Consider the following 16,313-nt stretch of genomic DNA (forward strand, 5'->3'; position numbering starts at 1 on the left):
ACTCATTCCGGCCTGCGCCGAGATTCGGCCAGCAGGCCGTTGAGGCTGGCCGCCTTGGGCTTCACCAGCCAGAAATGGCGGACGAAGTCACTGAAATCCTCGAGGATCGCCCGGCCGCGCTCGGAGCCGGTCTCTGCGACGAATTCCTCGACGACCTCCCGCAGGTGCCGCCGGTAGGCCTCCATGGCCTCGGTGTTCACTCGGTGGATCTCCACCAGTTCATGGTTATATTTGTCGACGAAGGTGCGGTCCTCATCGAGCACGTAGGCGAAACCACCGGTCATGCCCGCACCGAAGTTGATGCCGACCTCGCCCAGCACACAGATCATCCCGCCGGTCATGTACTCACCACAGTGGTCGCCGGCCCCCTCGATTACCGCATGGGCACCGGAGTTGCGCACGGCGAAACGCTCGCCGGCGGTCCCGGCGGCAAACAGCTTGCCCCCGGTGGCGCCGTACAGGCAGGTGTTGCCGATGATCGCGGTCCGATGACTCTCGAAGGTGCTACCGGCCGGCGGCACGATCACGACCCTGCCGCCATTCATGCCCTTACCCACGTAGTCGTTGGCGTCGCCTTCCAGGTAGAGGTGCAGGCCACGGGCGTTGAACACCCCGAAGCTCTGGCCGGCCACGCCCTTGAAGCGGGCCGTGACCGGGGCATCCTCGAGTCCCGCCTCGCCATAGCGCTTGGCGATGGCGCCGGAAATCAGCGCCCCCACGGAGCGATCGCAGTTGGTGATGGTGAAGTCGAACTCACCACCGGACTTCGCCTCGATGACATCCTTCAGAGCCTCGAGGACCTCCTGGTTCTTGGCACCCGGGTCGTGGGGCACGTTGCGGCTGACCCGGCAGAACTGGGGAGCATCCTCGGGCACGAAGTCATTGCCCAGCAGTCCCGACAGGTCGAGCTTGCGCTGGGAAGCGGTGACGCCCTCGATCACTTCGAGCAGGTCGGTGCGGCCGATCAGGTCGGTCAGCTGGCGCACCCCCAGCAGGGCCATCAGCTCGCGCACCTCCTCGGCGATGAAGCGGAAGTAGTGCTTGACCATGTCCACGGTACCGCGGAAGTGCTCGTCGCGCAGGTACTGCATCTGAGTGGCGACACCGGTGGCGCAGTTGTTGAGATGGCAGATGCGCAGGTACTTGCAGCCCAGCGCCACCATGGGCGCGGTGCCGAAACCGAAGCTCTCGGCGCCGAGGATCGCCGCCTTCACCACGTCGAGGCCGGTCTTGAGGCCGCCGTCGGTCTGCAGGCGAATCTTGTCGCGCAGGCCGTTGATGCGCAGCGCCTGATGCACCTCGGGCAGGCCGAGCTCCCAGGGGCTGCCGGCATGCTTGATCGAGGTCAAGGGGCTGGCCGCGGTGCCGCCGTCATAGCCGGACACGGTGATCAGGTCGGCATAGGCCTTGGCCACGCCGGTGGCGATGGTGCCGATACCGGGCTCGGAGACCAGCTTCACCGAGACCTGGGCGTCCGGGTTGACCTGCTTGAGGTCAAAGATCAGCTGCGCCAGGTCCTCGATGGAGTAGATATCATGGTGCGGCGGCGGCGAGATCAGGGTCACGCCCGGCACCGAATAGCGCAGCCGAGCGATCAACTCGTTGACCTTGCCGCCGGGCAGTTGGCCGCCCTCGCCGGGTTTGGCGCCCTGGGCCACCTTGATCTGCAGCACCTCGGCATTGACCAGGTAGGCCGGAGTCACGCCGAAGCGCCCGGAGGCGATCTGCTTGATCTTGGAGCTTCTGATGGTGCCGTAGCGGGCCGGATCCTCGCCCCCCTCGCCGGAGTTGGAGCGCCCGCCGGCCTCGTTCATGGCCTGGGCCAGCGCCTCGTGGGCCTCCGGGGAAAGCGCCCCGAGGCTCATGCCGGCACTGTCGAAGCGCGGCAGCAGGTCCTCGATCGCCTCGACTTCCTCCATCGGCAACGGCTCGATGGCAGGCTTGAGCGTCAACAGATCACGGAGGGTCGCGGGCGAACGCTCGTTGACCAGCCGGGCAAACTTCTTCCACTTGGCGTAGTCGCCCTCCTGGACGGCTTCCTGGAGAGAGGTCACCACATCGGGGTTGTAGGCGTGGTATTCATGGCCATGGACATACTTCATCAGACCGCCCTGGGAGATACCCTTGCGGGGCGTCCAGGCCTCTCGCCCCTGCAGCTCCTGCTGCAGCTGAAGCTCGCTGAACCCCGTCCCCTCGATACGCGACGCCATGCCGGTGAAGCAGAGATCGACCACCTCCGAGGAGAGGCCCACCGCCTCGAACAGTTGGGAGCCGCGATAGGAAGCCAGCGTCGAGATCCCCATCTTGGAGAGGATCTTGTAGAGCCCCTTCTGTAACCCCTTGCGGTAGTTCTCGCGAGCATCGGCCGGATTGCCGACCAGTTCGCCGCTGTGATGCATGTCGGCCATGACCTGATAGGCAAGCCACGGGAATACCGCGGTGGCTCCCACGCCGAACAGCACCGCCATCTGGTGGGCATCGCGGGCATAGCCGGTCTCGACCACCAGGTTGGCCCGCGGGCGAAGCGCCAGGCGACCCAGATGGTGGTGGACGGCCCCCACGGCCAGCGCCGCATGGATGGGGACCTGCCCCTTGTCCAGCTCGGCATCCGAAAGCACCAGGATCACCTTGCCATCGAGGACGGCCTGCTCGGCCTGGCGGCACAGCTCATGGATCGCGCCCTTGAGGCCGACCTCCTGGGGGTCGTAGCCGAGCGGCAGGACATGGCTCGAGAAGGCCGGGTCATCTTGGTTCATCAGGGCGGCAAACTTGCGCGGCGAGAGGACCGGCGTGGTCAGGATGATGCGGTGGGCATGGTCCGGGGTCGCCTGGAAGACGTTGAGTTCTGCGCCGATGCAGGTCTCCAGCGACATCACGATCGCCTCGCGCAGCGGGTCGATGGCGGGATTGGTGACCTGGGCGAACTTCTGGCGAAAATAGTCGGTGAGCAGCCGCTGCTTGCCGGAAAGCACCGCCATGGGCGTATCGTCGCCCATGGAACCCACGGCTTCCTGGCCACTCTCGGCCAGCGGACGCAGCACCTGGTCGCGCTCCTCGAAGCTGACCTGGAACATCTTCTGCTGGGAGAGCAGGGCGGCTGCATCCATGGAATGGAAGCTGGCGAGTTCGGTCAGTGCCGACTCGAGATACTGGGCCTCCTGCTTCAACCAGCGCTTGTAGGGATAGGCGGACTTCAGACGCTCGTCGATGTCGGCGGTGTGCAGCACTTCACCGGTCTCGGTGTCCACGGCCAGGATCTGACCCGGGCCGACCCGCCCCTTGGCCACCACGTCCTCAGGCCGGTAGGCGTAGGTACCGATCTCGGAGGCCAGCGTGATATAGCCGTTCTTGGTGATCACCCAGCGGGCCGGGCGAAGACCATTGCGGTCGAGCATGCAGACCGCCTGCCTGCCATCGGTCATCACCACGCCGGCCGGGCCATCCCAGGGCTCCATGTGCATGGAGTTGTATTCGTAGAAGGCGCGCAGGTCGGCATCCATGAGCTCCACGTTCTGCCAGGCCGGCGGCACCATCATGCGCACGGCACGGTGGAGTTCCATGCCACCGGTCAGCAGCACCTCGAGCATGTTGTCCATGCTCGAGGAGTCGGAGCCGGTGGTATTGACGATTTCGTCTAGGCCGGCGATCTCGGGCAGCCGCTCACTGATGAAGTTTTCCTTGCGGGAATTCGCCCAGCCGCGGTTGGCCTCGACGGTATTGATCTCGCCGTTGTGGGCCAGCAGGCGGAATGGCTGGGCCAAGGGCCAGCGTGGTGCGGTATTGGTGGAAAAGCGCTGGTGGAAGACGCAGATCGCAGTTTCCATGCGCTCATCGCCCAGGTCCCGGTAGAAGGCCGGCAGATCCACCGGCATCACCAGGCCCTTGTAGGAGAGCACCTCGCTGGAGAGCGAGCAGACGTAGAAGTCCTCCTCGTCGCGCAGCTTCTCCTCGGCACGACGGCGGGCCATGTAGAGATCGACGTCGAAGTGGTCGGCCCCGTCGGCACCCGGCTCCACGAACACCTGGCGGATGCGCGGCAGGCAGTCCAGGGCCATGGGGCCGCAGACGCTGGCATCCACAGGTACCTCGCGCCACCCTGCCACCCGCAGGCCGCGAGCCTCGAGTTCGGCGACGAGGGTATCGAGAACACGACTCTCGCGAGCATCATCATCGGGCAGGAAGACCACCCCCACGGCGTAACGCTCACCCAAGGCCACGCCCAGCGCCTCTCGGGCAGCCTCGCGCATGAAGCCATCCGGCATCTGCAGCAACAGACCACAGCCATCACCGGTCTTGCCGTCGGCGGCGATACCGCCCCGGTGGGTCATGCAGGTCAAGGACTCGATGGCGGTCTTGAGCAGGTCGTGACTGACCTGACCCTCCATATGGGCGATCAGACCGAACCCACAGTTGTCACGGAACTCGCCGGGCTGATGAAGACCTCTGTTCATGGGCGTGCCTCGGATTAATAAATTGTATTCGCAGTCGTCTCATGGTATAAATGCCGGTTTTTCATTTTTTCATACCCCACTGAGGAAGGGCGAAAGACTGCTCGGCAAAAGGCCGACCAGCATAGCCAGAGGCACACCTTCGCGCAATATTCCCACCCCGAGGCGAGACTGAAAATTACCGGAAAATCCGATACTTGCATCGACAAACAAGGAAAAACCCCCGCAAACTCAATAGCTTGCAAAAAGCCTGGAGCATCCGTCGGCGCACAGGATCGATCATTAGACTTTGGTCCACGAACACCCACCCTTCCCATGCCGATGCAGCATAAGGCATACAGATCCATACGCTCAGCGAAGGACAGGACGCCATCTCGCCCTCCTCCTTGCCCTCCTCTCACTTGCCCTCCTCTCACGACGACGCCCGCGAAAGGCGGGCGTCGGAACATCGGGTGGCAACCGCGGGGATCATCGACGAGGAAAGGCCTCGATCAGTGCAGCCAGGGTCTCGGGTGGCGTCTCGTCATGGATGCAGGCATCCCCCAGCGCGCGCAACAGGATCAGTCGCAGACGGCTGTCGAGGTTCTTCTTGTCCAGCCGCATGATGGCAAGAAAGTCGTCCACACCCATCTCGGCCGGGGCCGCCAGCGGCAGGCCGGCGGCCTCGACAATCGCCCGGGCACGAGCCACATCACCCTCCGTGAGCCAGCCCAGCCGGCACGAGAGCTCCGCGGCCATCAGCATGCCGGCGCCGACTGCCTCGCCATGCAACCACTGGCCATACCCCTGATGGGCCTCGATGGCATGCCCGAAGGTATGCCCCAGGTTGAGCAGCGCCCGAACCCCCTGCTCGGTCTCGTCCTCGGCGACGATCTCGGCCTTGAGCAAGCAGCTGCGCTCGATGGCTCTGGTCAGGGCGGCGACGTCGAGGCCCCGCAAGGCTGGCATCTCGGCTTCGAGCCAGGCCAGGAAATCGGCGTCACGGATCAGACCGTACTTGACCACCTCGGCAAGCCCCGCGGAGAGCTCCCGCGGCGGCAACGTCGCCAGGGTGTCGGTATCGATCAGCACCGCCCGGGGCTGCCAGAAGGCGCCGATCATGTTCTTGCCCCGTGGATGGTTCACTCCGGTCTTGCCGCCCACCGAGGAATCGACCTGGGCGAGCAGCGTGGTCGGCACCTGCACGAAGGCCACCCCGCGCTGATAGCAGGCGGCGGCGAAGCCGACCATGTCCCCGGTCACCCCGCCCCCGAGGGCAATCAGGGTGCAGTGCCGATTGAAACCTGCCGCGAGCAGGGCATCCCAGATACGCTCCACGCTGGCCAGCGTCTTGGTAGCCTCGCCGTCGGGCAGCACCAGCGTTCGCACCTCAAGGTCATCGGCCAGCCCCCGTGTCAGGCGATCCAGGTAGAGCGGTGCCACCGTCTCGTTGGTGACCACCATGACCTGGCGTCCTGCCAGGTGCGGCGCGAGCCATTGGGGGTCACCCAGCAGCCCGGGGCCGATATGGATGGGATAGCTGCGATCGCCCAGCGCCACCTCCAGGATGGACGGGGAATGAAGGACATCGGTCATGGATTCAGGCCTTGCATTGCAGGGGGTCGACCAGGCGCGTCACGCGTCGCACGATCTCGTTGACCACGGCACGCGGGCCGCGCCGGTCGGTGCGCACCACCACATCGGCGGTGGCACGGTAGAGGGGGTCGCGCAACGCGAACATGTCACGCAGCACGGCCTCCCGGTCGGGCCGCTGCAGCAGGGGCCGGTTGCGGTCCTTGGCGGTACGGCGCAACTGCTGCTCCACGGTGGTGAGCAGGTAGATGACGGTTCCGCTCTCGCGCAGTACCCGCCGGTTCTCCTCCCGCAGCACTGCCCCGCCACCGGTAGCAATGACCACGTCCTCGTGGCGGGTCAACTCACGAATCATCTGGGTCTCGCGGTCGCGGAAGCCCGCCTCTCCCTCGACGTCGAAGATCCACGGGATGTCGGCGCCACAGCGGGCCTGGATCTCGTGGTCGCTGTCGAAGAACTCGCGTGACAGTTCGGCCGCCAGAAGGCGGCCGATGGTGCTCTTTCCTGCCCCCATGGGGCCGATCAGTATCAGGTTGGGTAGTGCCTGCATCAGCGAATGGCCAGGTTGTCATCCAGTATTCGGGGCGTGATGAATACCAGCAACTCTACCTTATCATTGGTGGTCTCGGTATAGCGGAAGAGGTGGCCCAGCACCGGCAGGTCCCCAAGGAAGGGCGTTTTGGATAGTTCGCGGGCCTCCTCGGTGGTGAGGATGCCGCCCAGCACCACGGTCTCGCCGTTGCCCACCAGCACCTGGGTCTTGATCTCATTGGTGTCGATGGAAGGCACCCCGCTGATGGTCTCGCCCACCGAATCGTTGTTGATCACCAGGTCCATGATGATGCGGTTGTCCGGGGTGATCTGCGGCGTCACTTCGAGTGCCAGCACGGCTTCCTTGAACTGGGTGTCGGTGGCCCCGCTGGAAGTCGCCTCCTGGTAGGCAATCTCGGTGCCCTGCTTGATGGTCGCAGTGCTCTGGTTGGCGGTGATCACCCGGGGCTGGGAGATGGTCTGAGTCAATCCCTCAGTCTCCAGGGCACGCAGCTCCAGGTCGAGCAGGATATCGCCAGAGAGATAGCCGAAGCTGAAGGCGGTGGGATTAAAACCGCTCCCCATGTCCACAGCCAGGCCGCCATTGGCCACACTGCCGGCCGCCGCACCGGCGACGTCGAACCGGCCGTCGACGATGCGATCGGGAGATGACGCCCCCCAGTTGACACCCAGCCTTCGGGTGGCATTGTCGCTGGCGATGACGATGCGCGCCTCGATCTGAACCTGGCGAACGGCCACGTCCAGTCGATCCAGGGTGGCCAGGATAGAATCGATCTGCTCGGCGGTGTCCTGCAACAAAAGGGTATTGGTGCGCGGATCGACGGCGACCCGACCGCGATCGGTAAGCAGGCCGAAGCCTGTGCCGCTTCGCAGCAGACTGGCCAGATCGCTGGCCTTGGCATACTTCACCTGGATGTACTCGGTCTCCAGCGGGGCCAGGGTCTCGAGCTGCTCGCGGGATTCCAGCTCCTGGCGCTCCAGGTTGGCCAGCTCCGCGGCCGGGGCCACCACGATGACGTTGCCCTGCTGGCGACTGGCCAGGCCATGGCTCTTGAGCACCAGGTCCAGAGCCTGGTCCCAGGGCACATCCTGCAGGTTGAGGGTGACGCGGCCGGTGACGCTGTCGCTGGCCACCAGGTTGAGGCCGGTGAAATCGGCGATGATGGCCAGCACCGAGCGCACCTCGATGTCCTGGAAGTTCAGGGTAATGCGATCGCCGGTATAGGGGAACTGCTCGCGGACGCGCTCCTCCTGCTGCGCCTGGGTGACCGGTTGGGCCTCGATGGTCAGCTGGCGGCCGCTCTGTGTGGAGAGCATGGCGTACCTGCCATCGGCCTGGATCTCCAGGGTCACACCGTCACGTCCGACGCGGGGGGTGATGCGCCGTAACGGTGTGCCGAAGTCGCTGACGTCGTAGACCTGATCCAGGGAGGCCGGCAGTTCGACCCCGCGCAGCTCGGCGACGATGCGCTTGCCGCTCTCGCGCACTCGGGCATCCACGCCGGTGCGGTCGAAGGTCACGACCAGGCGGCCGGCCCCGTCGCTTCCACGGCGAAAGTCGATGTCCTGGATGCTCGGCTGGCTGAATGCCTGAGTCGAAACCGGCGTCGCTTGCGATATGGAGGTGGTAGTCGAGGCGGCCACCGGCGAGGCACTCGCCATCGCCGGCTGGCCAGCCCCGCCACCGATGGAGAGCATCAGGCGATCACCCTGCTGGCGAGTATCGTAGGGCAAGGGGCCTTCCAGTTCGAATACCAGCCGCGTGCGCGACCCGGCTTCCAGGGCCGTGACCCGTTCGACCCCCCCCATACCGAGCTCCTCACGCCGGCGCTCTAGCGAGCTGGCGGTATCCATCAGGTCGATGGTCAGCCGAGCCGGTTCGTCGAGGCGATAGCCGCGAACCTCAGGCACCGGCCCGCTGAAGTCGAGCTCCACCTCCAACGCCCCATCAGCGCCCTGCCGGAACGACAGGTCGGTAAGGGTGGAGGCCGCCATGGCGGCCGTGGAGACCGCCAGCAGCGACAAGATTGCGAGACCACGAATCATCGGTTGCATTGTTCCCTTCCCCCTGCGGGCCTCTGCCGCCTCCTGCCTGGCGGCATGGCATCATGTTGTCTAATTGTTGAGCGCAAGCTGGGTGCTGCGTTCGATCCAGCCGCCCCGCCCCGTGGGCACGATCTCCACCAGCTGCACCGAGGCGTCGGTGATGCCGATGATGCGCCCGAAATCGGAGCCCATGTGGTTGCCCGTACGCAGGCGATGAACCTTACCCTCCGGCGCCTTGATCAGGGCCGAGGGCTCGCCGCCCACCGTGAGGGTGCCCACCAACTCGAGCTGGCTGAGATCATAGGCCTCGAGGGGTTCGCGGGGACGCGTCTCGTCGGGTGCCAGGTCGGTGTTTACTCCCCCTCCACCAGGCCTGTCTTCGGGTTCGGGCAAGCGCGCCTGGAAGGGGCTGCGCTCATCGGCGAAATAGTAGTCCACCGAGGCATAGGTCGGCATGGGAGGCACCGGCTCCAGGGTCACCTCGCCGGGGTCCGTCCGCATCGAAACCAACTCCTGCTCAAGCCCGGAGAGGTTCGCATCGCTACAGGCGCCCAGCGCGAACAGCAGTGCCAGAAGAGGGCCTCTGGTCAGCCAGCGGTTCATGGCGCTCCCTCCTTGGCAGTCTCCTGGGGCGGCCGATAGCTGTAGGTCTTGGCCAGCATCGACAGCTGCAGCCGGTTACCGGCGGGCGACAGGCTGAAATCGTGTTGGGTGACGATGCGAGGCAGATCCGCGACACTGGCAATGAAGGCGGCGATACGGTGATAGTCACCCTGCACCCGGATATCGAAGGGTCGCTCGACGTAGAACTCGCTGTTGGCCGGACTGCGCAGGCGAATGAAGTCGATGGACAGCTGGTTATCGATCGCCGCCTCGCTGATGTCATCGATCAGCGACGGTATCTCCGGGCCGCCGGGGAGCATGGCCACCAAGCCCGCGAGGCGCTCGTCCAGCTCCTCGACCTGCTCGCGCAGCGCCGGAAGGTTGGCGGCCTTGGCCGACTTGCTTCGATAGTCGCGCAACAGTCGCTGCTCCTCTTGCTGCGCCTGCTTGAGCTCATCGACCTTGGGCGCGGCCAGATACCAGTACATGCCGGCGACGGTCAGGCCCACCACCAGCAGGCAGCAGATCAACTGCAACAGGAAGGGCCAGGTACCGGATTCCTTGACGTCCAGCTCGCCCCATTCCAGGTCGCGCAGCCGACGAAATTCCGTGGACAGATTCATGGCGCCTCCGTGCCTTCTATTCCATCGGCATTTTCTCCGACGGGCATATGCTGGTTGACGCTGAGGTTGAAACTGCGCAACTCGTTGGCAGCGGATTCCACCTGGGAGAGCACCGGCACGTCGAAGACCGACGATGCTTCCAACTGGCGCAGCTGATCCGAGACCCGACGATTATCCTCGGCCAGGCCGGAAAGCCTCAGCTGGTCGCCCTGGCGATCGAGCTTGGAGTAGTAGACACCCTCCTCCAGGCTATCCACCAGAGCATTGAAGACATGCACCGTCTGCGGTCGACCTACCTGAAGCCGCTCGAAGACCTCGATCTGGCGCTTCAGGGAGGCGGCCTGTTCCTCGTACTGGCTAACCGCGCGAATATCGCGATCCAGCTCGGTCATCCTGGCCGTGATCAGTTGATGACGCTGCTGCTGATCGGCCAGACGCTGATCGAGGTACAAGATGCTTCCATAACCGGCACCCAGACCTATCACTGCGCTCAGCGCCATGGCCAGGGCGAACCGCTTGGTGCGACGGGCACGCTCTTCTTCCCGCCAGGGGAGCAGGTTGATCTCGATGGTCATCATTTGCCTGCCCTCATCGCCAGGCCGCAAGCCGTGAGCATGGCCGGAGCATCACCGGCCAGGGTCGGAACATCGATGCGGGAATTCACCGTCATGCGCCGGAAGGGGTTGGCGATCACCACCTCCATGCCGCTCTCCTCTGCCAGGCGTTCGGCCAGACCCGGCAACACGCTGGTTCCGCCCGCCAGGATCATCCGATGCACTTCCTGCTTTCGCCCGGAGGTATAGTAGAGCTGTAGCGAGCGCCCCACCTGCTGGACCAGGGTGTCGCGGAAGGGGTCGAGCACGCTGCGCTGGTAGTCATCGGGCAGGCCGCCACGCTTCTTGGCCAGGCCCGCCTCCTCGAGGGTCAGCCCGTAGCGGTTTCGGATCTCGTCGGTCAACTGGCGGCCGCCGAACACGGTATCGCGGCTATAGATGACTCGCCCCTCACGCAGCACATGGAAGGCGTTCATGGTAGCGCCGATATCGACCAGGGCCACGCAGTCCGGCTCGCTCTCTTCACTATCTGCCGCCAGTTGATGCCGAAGCTCCTGAAAGGCCCGCTCCATGGCGAAGGTCTCGACATCCACGGCCGACGGAGTGAGACCCGCCTGCATCACGGCCTCGGTCAGTTGGCTGACATCCTGGATACGGCAGGCCACCAGCAGCACGTCCTGCTGGTCGCCGAAGCGCGAATTGATGCCGAGCCGCTGGAAGTCCAAGGCCACCTCGTTGAACGGAAACGGGATATGCCTGTCGGAATCCAGTTGAATGCGCGCCTCGATCTCAAGATCGTCGAGCGAGGCGGGCAGACTGAGGGTCTTGGTGATGGCGGCACTGGCGGGTACGGCCACGACGGCATTGCGAGACGCCGGTCGCGCATGATCCACGGCGCGCTTGAGGGCGTCCACCACGGCGGGCATGTCGCGGATTCGTCGTTCCACCACGGCACCTTCGCGCAATGGCCGCACGGCGTAGCTTTCAACCTGGTAGTGACCACCAGCGCGTATCAGTTCGATGACCTTGACGGTTGCCGACGTGATATCGACACCGACCAGTCCCTTGCCGGATGCTCTAAGTCGCATCTTGAGTCATGCCCCTGCCTGATCCATGCGGCGTACCGCGTATTATGATTATTCACTGCAAACCGGGGGGGAGCACATCAGCCTCATCATACCCGGGTCCGTAATCGAAGGTTACATGATATATCCTAATTTCACATGTATGAGTGTGTCTCCACAAGTCAACGCTGGTGACCACCTCTTCAGGTTCCTATAATGGCCGCCGCGAGGGAAGGCGATTTCATCGCCACCACTCCGTTTCCGTCCCCCGCTCCTGTTCCCGGCATGGATATCGCGTTTTCATGAAGTTACTCAAAACCCTGGTTATTTCTTTCCTCTGGCTGCTGATCTCGCTATCCACCGCCGGGGTACTGGGCGTGGTGGGTGCCGCGCTCTATTTCGCCCCCGGCCTGCCTGATGTGCGCCAGCTCCAGGACTTCGAGCTGCAGACCCCGCTGCGCATCTTCACCCGCGACGGCAAGTTGATCGGAGAATTCGGCGAGGAACGCCGCACCCCGGTGGAGTATGCAGAGATCCCCGAGGAGCTCATCGAGGCCCTGCTGGCCGCCGAGGACGCCGCCTACTTCGACCATGCCGGCGTTGATCCGAAGGGGCTGGCGCGGGCCGCGGTGCAACTGCTGGCCAGCGGCGGCGACATCCAGTCCGGGGGCTCGACGATCACCATGCAGGTGGCGCGCAACTACCTGCTTACGCTGGACCAGACATTCACCCGCAAGATCCGCGAGATCCTGCTGGCCCTGCAGATGGAGCAGATCCTATCCAAGGAGGAGATCCTCGAGCTCTACGTCAACAAGATCTACCTCGGCAACCGTGCCTACGGCATCGCCGCGGCCTCGGAGGTCTACTATGACCGACCGATGGCCGAGCTGACCCTGGCCGAGAAGGCGATGATTGCCGGCCTGCCCAAGGCGCCCTCTGCGTTCAACCCGCTGGCCAATGCCGAACGGGCCCTGATCCGTCGCAACTGGATCCTGTTCCGCATGCGGGAACTCGGCTTCATCGACGAGGCCGACTACGAGAATGCCGTGCAGGCGCCGGTCACCGCCCGTCGCCACGTGGCCCAGGTCGAGGTGGAAGCCGACTACGTGTCGGAGATGGCACGACAGTTCGCCCTCGACCGCTATGGCGACCGGGCCTATACCGGCGGTTATCGCATCCACACCACCCTGGACAGCGAGCTTCAGCCGCTGGCCGGCAGGGCCCTGGCCGGCGGGCTGATCGAGTACGACACTCGCCATGGCTGGCGCGGCCCGGAGCAGACCGACCTACCGCGCAGCCTTGCAGAAGCCCAGGAGCGAACCGACCGAGAGGGACTCGAAGAGGAACTCGCCGAGTCGCCGGAGATCATGCAGACCGCACGCCGCGCCGCCGAGCGCAGCCAGGCCGAGATCGAGGGCATCGATGGCGACGTCAGCAACTGGCTGCAGGTACTGGAACGCACCCCGGTGTATGGCCCGCTTCAGCCTGGCATCGTGGTGGAGGGCGACGGGCGTGAGATGCAGGTACTGGCTCGCGGCGGGGAGTTACACACCCTCGACTGGGCAGGCCTGGAGTGGGCCCGCCCCTATCGAAGTGCAGAGAGTCGAGGTGCCGCTCCCGGTTCGGCGGGCGAGATTGCCAGCCGAGGAGACCTTGTGCGCATCCTGCAGCGTGAGGATGGCAGCTGGCGTCTCTCCCAGCGCCCCGATGCCGAGGGATCGCTGGTGGTGATGGCCCCCGACACCGGGGCCATCCTGGCCTTGCAGGGCGGCTTCGACTTCGATGCCAGCAAGTTCAATCGTGCCACCCAGGCGCGCCGGCAGGCCGGCTCGATCTTCAAGCCCTTCATCTATCTGGCGGCGATCGAGAGTGGCGAGATGAACCCGGCGAGCGTGGTCAACGATGCCCCGGTAGTGATGCAGGACGGCAGCAATGAGCTATGGCGCCCCGCCAACTCCAGCGGTGACTTCCTCGGTCCGACCCGGCTAAGGGTTGGCCTGGCGAGATCGCGCAATCTCATCACCATCCGCGTGCTTCAGTCCCTGGGGCTGGAGCGCACCATCGACTTCCTCGAAGGTTTCGGCTTCGATCCCGACCAGCTGCCGCGGGGACTCTCCCTGGCGCTGGGGAGCGCCAGCCTGACCCCGCTGGAGATGACCAACGCCTACGCGGTACTGGCCAATGGCGGCTTCAAGGTATCCCCCTGGTTCATCGACCGCGTGACCCGTGGCGACGACACCTCCGCCGTCGACGAGGCCGCTCCGCGCGTCGCTTGCCGCGACTGCCGCGATGGCCAGGAGACGGTCGAGATCGACGGCGAGACCTACGAGGTTGCGCCCAGGGTAGCCGACCCCGCGGCCGTCTATATCCTCCGCGACATGCTGCGCGACGTCGTCGAACAAGGCACCGCTCGCCGCGCCCTGGCACTCGAACGCAGCGACATCGTGGGCAAGACCGGCACCACGAATGACCAGCGAGATGCCTGGTTTGCCGGCTTCAACACCGACCTGGTGACCACCACCTGGGTGGGAAAGGACAACAACGAGAGCACTGCCGAGTACGGCTCACAGGCCGCCTTGCCGATCTGGATGGATTTCATGGGCCAGGCCCTGGCCGGGCAGCCTGAGCGGTGGCCCGACCGGCCGGAGCGGGTGGTCACCGAAAGGGTCGACCCCGACACCGGTCGCCGACTGCGCGACGACCAGGGCGGCGGCATCGAGGAGCTGTTCATGGCGGAACACCTGCCCGGCTTCCAGCCCCGCCGGGTCGAGCAGGAAGTCGAGCGCGAGAGCGGCTCCCAGGGTACCGGCGCCTACGAGGCCATCTTCTAGCCCACACCGCTCACAGCACCGCCGCCGCCTCTAAACAACAGAACAGCGGGCAGGCCTCACCCGAGGCCGCCCTTCACCGCTCCAAAGACAAAGACAAAGACAAAGACGCCGGCCCCAGGGCCGGCGTCGTCATGTAAGGCAAAAGTCGTCGAAGGCTCAGCTGCCGTAGACGTCATCCACGGACTTCAGGGGGTAGTGGGAGGGATAGGGCTTGCGCGCCACCCCGGAATCCACCGCTGCCTGTGCCACGGCCGCCGTGACCCGGTCCAGCAGACGAACGTCCACCGGGGTGGGAATGATGTAATTCGGCCCGAAGGTCATCTCATCCATCTCGTAGGCCTCCAGCACCTCTGGGGGAACCGGCTCGCGGGCCAGGTCCTTCAGCGCATGGACGGCGGCAATCTTCATTTCCTCGTTGATGCGGGTGGCACGCACATCCAGCGCCCCACGGAAGATGAAGGGAAAGCCCAGCACGTTGTTGACCTGGTTGGGAAAATCGGAACGGCCGGTCGCCATGATCACATCCGGGCGGGTCTCACGAGCCAGGTCGGGATGGATCTCGGGGTCCGGGTTGGTGCAGGCGAAGACCACGGGGTTGGGGGCCATGCTGCGAATATGATCGGCACTCATCAGCCCGGGACCCGAGAGCCCGACGAACACGTCGGCTCCCTCGATGGCATCCGCCAGGGTACGCTTGTCGGTCTCCACGGCGAACATCGCCTTGTACTGATTCAGGTCCTCGCGACCGCTGTGGATCACCCCCTTGCGGTCGAGCATCACGATGTTCTCGGGATGCGCGCCACAGGACACCAGCAGTTTCATGCAGGCAATGGCAGCCGCACCGGCGCCCAGGCAGACGATACGGGCGCTGTCCAAGGACTTGCCGGCGATATCCAGGGCATTGAGCATACCCGCGGCCGTGACGATGGCCGTGCCGTGCTGGTCGTCATGGAACACCGGGATGCTGCACTGCTCGACCAGCGCCTGCTCGATCTCGAAGCACTCGGGCGCCTTGATGTCCTCGAGGTTAATGCCACCCCAGGTGTCGGCGATGCGCGCCACGGTGTCAATGAAGGCCTGCGGACTCTCGGCATTGACCTCGATATCCACCGAGTTGATGCCGGCGAAACACTTGAACAGCACTCCCTTGCCCTCCATCACCGGCTTGCTCGCCAGGGGGCCGAGGTTGCCGAGGCCAAGGATGGCACTGCCGTCGGAAATCACCGCCACCAGGTTTCCCTTGCCGGTATAGAGGTAGGCATTTTCCGGGTCATTGGCAATCTCGCGAACCGGTTCCGCCACGCCAGGGCTATAGGCCAGGGACAGGTCCCGAGCGCTGGCGGTCGGTTTGGTGAGCTCAACCGACAGTTTTCCAGGGAAAGGTTTCGCGTGGTAGTCCAGTGCCGCCTGCTTCTTCGCGTCCGTCATGCTGAGAGTGTCCGGTTACCGATCATGGGCAGAGTAGTGTATACAACAAGGCCGAGGCGCTCAACTTGCCCAACATCCGCACCGTTACACGCTCTTTTGAAGACGTTGGCATCCATTTGCCGAAACCCATGACGGAATTCCCCAGCCATGACGTCTCGCCAATCCTTGACGGGGCGGCGGGCGTAAAGAGCCGCCATCGAGAGTCAGCCATGAAGAAACCCGCCTCGGTGGGCGGGCTTCTCGACGATGCGTTGGGCCGATCGGCTCAACGCTTGATGGCGGCACCGAAGCGCTTGTTGAAGCGTTCGACGCGACCACCGGTGGTCGCCTGCTTCTGCTTGCCGGTGTAGAAGGGGTGGCACTGGGAGCAGACGTCCAGGGAGAAGTCATGGCCAGAGGTGGTGCCGACCTCGAAGTTGGCGCCGCAGGAACAGGTCACGTTGACCGTCTTGTAATCCGGGTGGATACCTTGTTTCATCTTGAGCCTCACGAAGCTGTATGCCGCCACCTGATCTTCTGCCAGGTACCGCATACGGGTTGTCTGTACATGCGAACCGGTTGCCGCCACGCACTCAGGGTGTCCGCAGCGGCG

General features: G+C 64.7%; 11 protein-coding genes. 1 reads left to right on the forward strand and 10 read right to left on the reverse strand.

Annotated features, from left to right (window positions below; all coding sequences use genetic code 11):
• Positions 1 to 2: 2 nt before the first annotated feature.
• The 8 genes from gltB to pilM form a co-directional block, all read right to left on the reverse strand.
• Positions 3 to 4,451 (reverse strand): glutamate synthase large subunit, encoded by a 4,449-nt coding sequence (gene gltB / locus ABE960_RS13410; protein WP_349762799.1) that lies wholly within the window; start codon positions 4,449 to 4,451, stop codon positions 3 to 5.
• A 465-nt stretch (positions 4,452 to 4,916) separates the two neighbouring features.
• The gene (aroB, locus tag ABE960_RS13415; RefSeq protein ID WP_349762800.1) at positions 4,917 to 6,023 is read right to left on the reverse strand and encodes a 3-dehydroquinate synthase; all 1,107 of its coding nucleotides are present in this window, start codon (positions 6,021 to 6,023) and stop codon (positions 4,917 to 4,919) included.
• Between the two features lie 4 nt (positions 6,024 to 6,027).
• The gene (gene aroK, locus ABE960_RS13420; RefSeq protein ID WP_349762801.1) at positions 6,028 to 6,570 is read right to left on the reverse strand and encodes a shikimate kinase AroK; all 543 of its coding nucleotides are present in this window, start codon (positions 6,568 to 6,570) and stop codon (positions 6,028 to 6,030) included.
• Complete coding sequence (locus ABE960_RS13425; RefSeq protein WP_349762802.1) at positions 6,570 to 8,627, reverse strand: type IV pilus secretin PilQ; 2,058 nt, start codon at positions 8,625 to 8,627, stop codon at positions 6,570 to 6,572. Before ABE960_RS13425 ends, aroK begins: the two co-directional genes overlap by 1 nt.
• A gap of 60 nt (positions 8,628 to 8,687) precedes the next feature.
• A complete protein-coding gene (locus tag ABE960_RS13430; RefSeq protein ID WP_349762803.1) occupies positions 8,688 to 9,221 on the reverse strand; it encodes a pilus assembly protein PilP in 534 nt (177 codons plus the stop codon).
• Positions 9,218 to 9,844, reverse strand: coding sequence for a type IV pilus inner membrane component PilO (locus ABE960_RS13435; protein ID WP_349762804.1), 627 nt, complete (start codon positions 9,842 to 9,844; stop codon positions 9,218 to 9,220). The genes ABE960_RS13430 and ABE960_RS13435 overlap by 4 nt, the downstream gene beginning before the upstream one ends.
• Positions 9,841 to 10,422 carry a PilN domain-containing protein gene (locus ABE960_RS13440; protein WP_349762805.1) on the reverse strand — a complete coding sequence of 194 codons (582 nt, stop codon included), beginning with the start codon at positions 10,420 to 10,422 and terminating at the stop codon, positions 9,841 to 9,843. The genes ABE960_RS13435 and ABE960_RS13440 overlap by 4 nt, the downstream gene beginning before the upstream one ends.
• Entirely contained in the window at positions 10,419 to 11,486 is a 1,068-nt protein-coding gene (pilM, locus tag ABE960_RS13445) for a type IV pilus assembly protein PilM (RefSeq protein ID WP_349762806.1), read from the reverse strand. Before pilM ends, ABE960_RS13440 begins: the two co-directional genes overlap by 4 nt.
• Before the next feature lie 278 nt (positions 11,487 to 11,764).
• Between pilM and ABE960_RS13450 the strand changes: the two genes are divergently transcribed.
• Entirely contained in the window at positions 11,765 to 14,293 is a 2,529-nt protein-coding gene (locus tag ABE960_RS13450) for a penicillin-binding protein 1A (protein WP_349762807.1), read from the forward strand.
• A gap of 156 nt (positions 14,294 to 14,449) precedes the next feature.
• Here the strand turns inward: ABE960_RS13450 and ABE960_RS13455 are convergent, their stop codons facing one another.
• Both ABE960_RS13455 and rpmE read right to left on the reverse strand, forming a co-directional pair.
• Positions 14,450 to 15,721, reverse strand: a complete 1,272-nt coding sequence (locus ABE960_RS13455; RefSeq protein WP_349762808.1) for a malic enzyme-like NAD(P)-binding protein — start codon at positions 15,719 to 15,721, stop codon at positions 14,450 to 14,452.
• Between the two features lie 265 nt (positions 15,722 to 15,986).
• The gene (gene rpmE, locus ABE960_RS13460; protein ID WP_349762809.1) at positions 15,987 to 16,199 is read right to left on the reverse strand and encodes a 50S ribosomal protein L31; all 213 of its coding nucleotides are present in this window, start codon (positions 16,197 to 16,199) and stop codon (positions 15,987 to 15,989) included.
• Between the last annotated feature and the right edge of the window lie 114 nt (positions 16,200 to 16,313).

The organism is Halomonas aquatica (assembly GCF_040196335.1).
In the GTDB taxonomy this organism is placed as follows: Bacteria; Pseudomonadota; Gammaproteobacteria; order Pseudomonadales; family Halomonadaceae; genus Halomonas; species Halomonas aquatica.

Bases quoted from the DNA above. Each gene is read 5' to 3' on its own strand.
- ABE960_RS13440 (WP_349762805.1), bottom strand. From the start codon at position 10,422: ATGATGACCATCGAGATCAACCTGCTCCCCTGGCGGGAAGAAGAGCGT.
- ABE960_RS13455 (WP_349762808.1), bottom strand. From the start codon at position 15,721: ATGACGGACGCGAAGAAGCAGGCGGCACTGGACTACCACGCGAAACCT.
- aroB (WP_349762800.1), bottom strand. From the start codon at position 6,023: ATGACCGATGTCCTTCATTCCCCGTCCATCCTGGAGGTGGCGCTGGGC.
- ABE960_RS13450 (WP_349762807.1), top strand. From the start codon at position 11,765: ATGAAGTTACTCAAAACCCTGGTTATTTCTTTCCTCTGGCTGCTGATC.
- gltB (WP_349762799.1), bottom strand. From the start codon at position 4,451: ATGAACAGAGGTCTTCATCAGCCCGGCGAGTTCCGTGACAACTGTGGG.
- rpmE (WP_349762809.1), bottom strand. From the start codon at position 16,199: ATGAAACAAGGTATCCACCCGGATTACAAGACGGTCAACGTGACCTGT.
- pilM (WP_349762806.1), bottom strand. From the start codon at position 11,486: ATGCGACTTAGAGCATCCGGCAAGGGACTGGTCGGTGTCGATATCACG.
- ABE960_RS13425 (WP_349762802.1), bottom strand. From the start codon at position 8,627: ATGCAACCGATGATTCGTGGTCTCGCAATCTTGTCGCTGCTGGCGGTC.
- ABE960_RS13435 (WP_349762804.1), bottom strand. From the start codon at position 9,844: ATGAATCTGTCCACGGAATTTCGTCGGCTGCGCGACCTGGAATGGGGC.
- ABE960_RS13430 (WP_349762803.1), bottom strand. From the start codon at position 9,221: ATGAACCGCTGGCTGACCAGAGGCCCTCTTCTGGCACTGCTGTTCGCG.
- aroK (WP_349762801.1), bottom strand. From the start codon at position 6,570: ATGCAGGCACTACCCAACCTGATACTGATCGGCCCCATGGGGGCAGGA.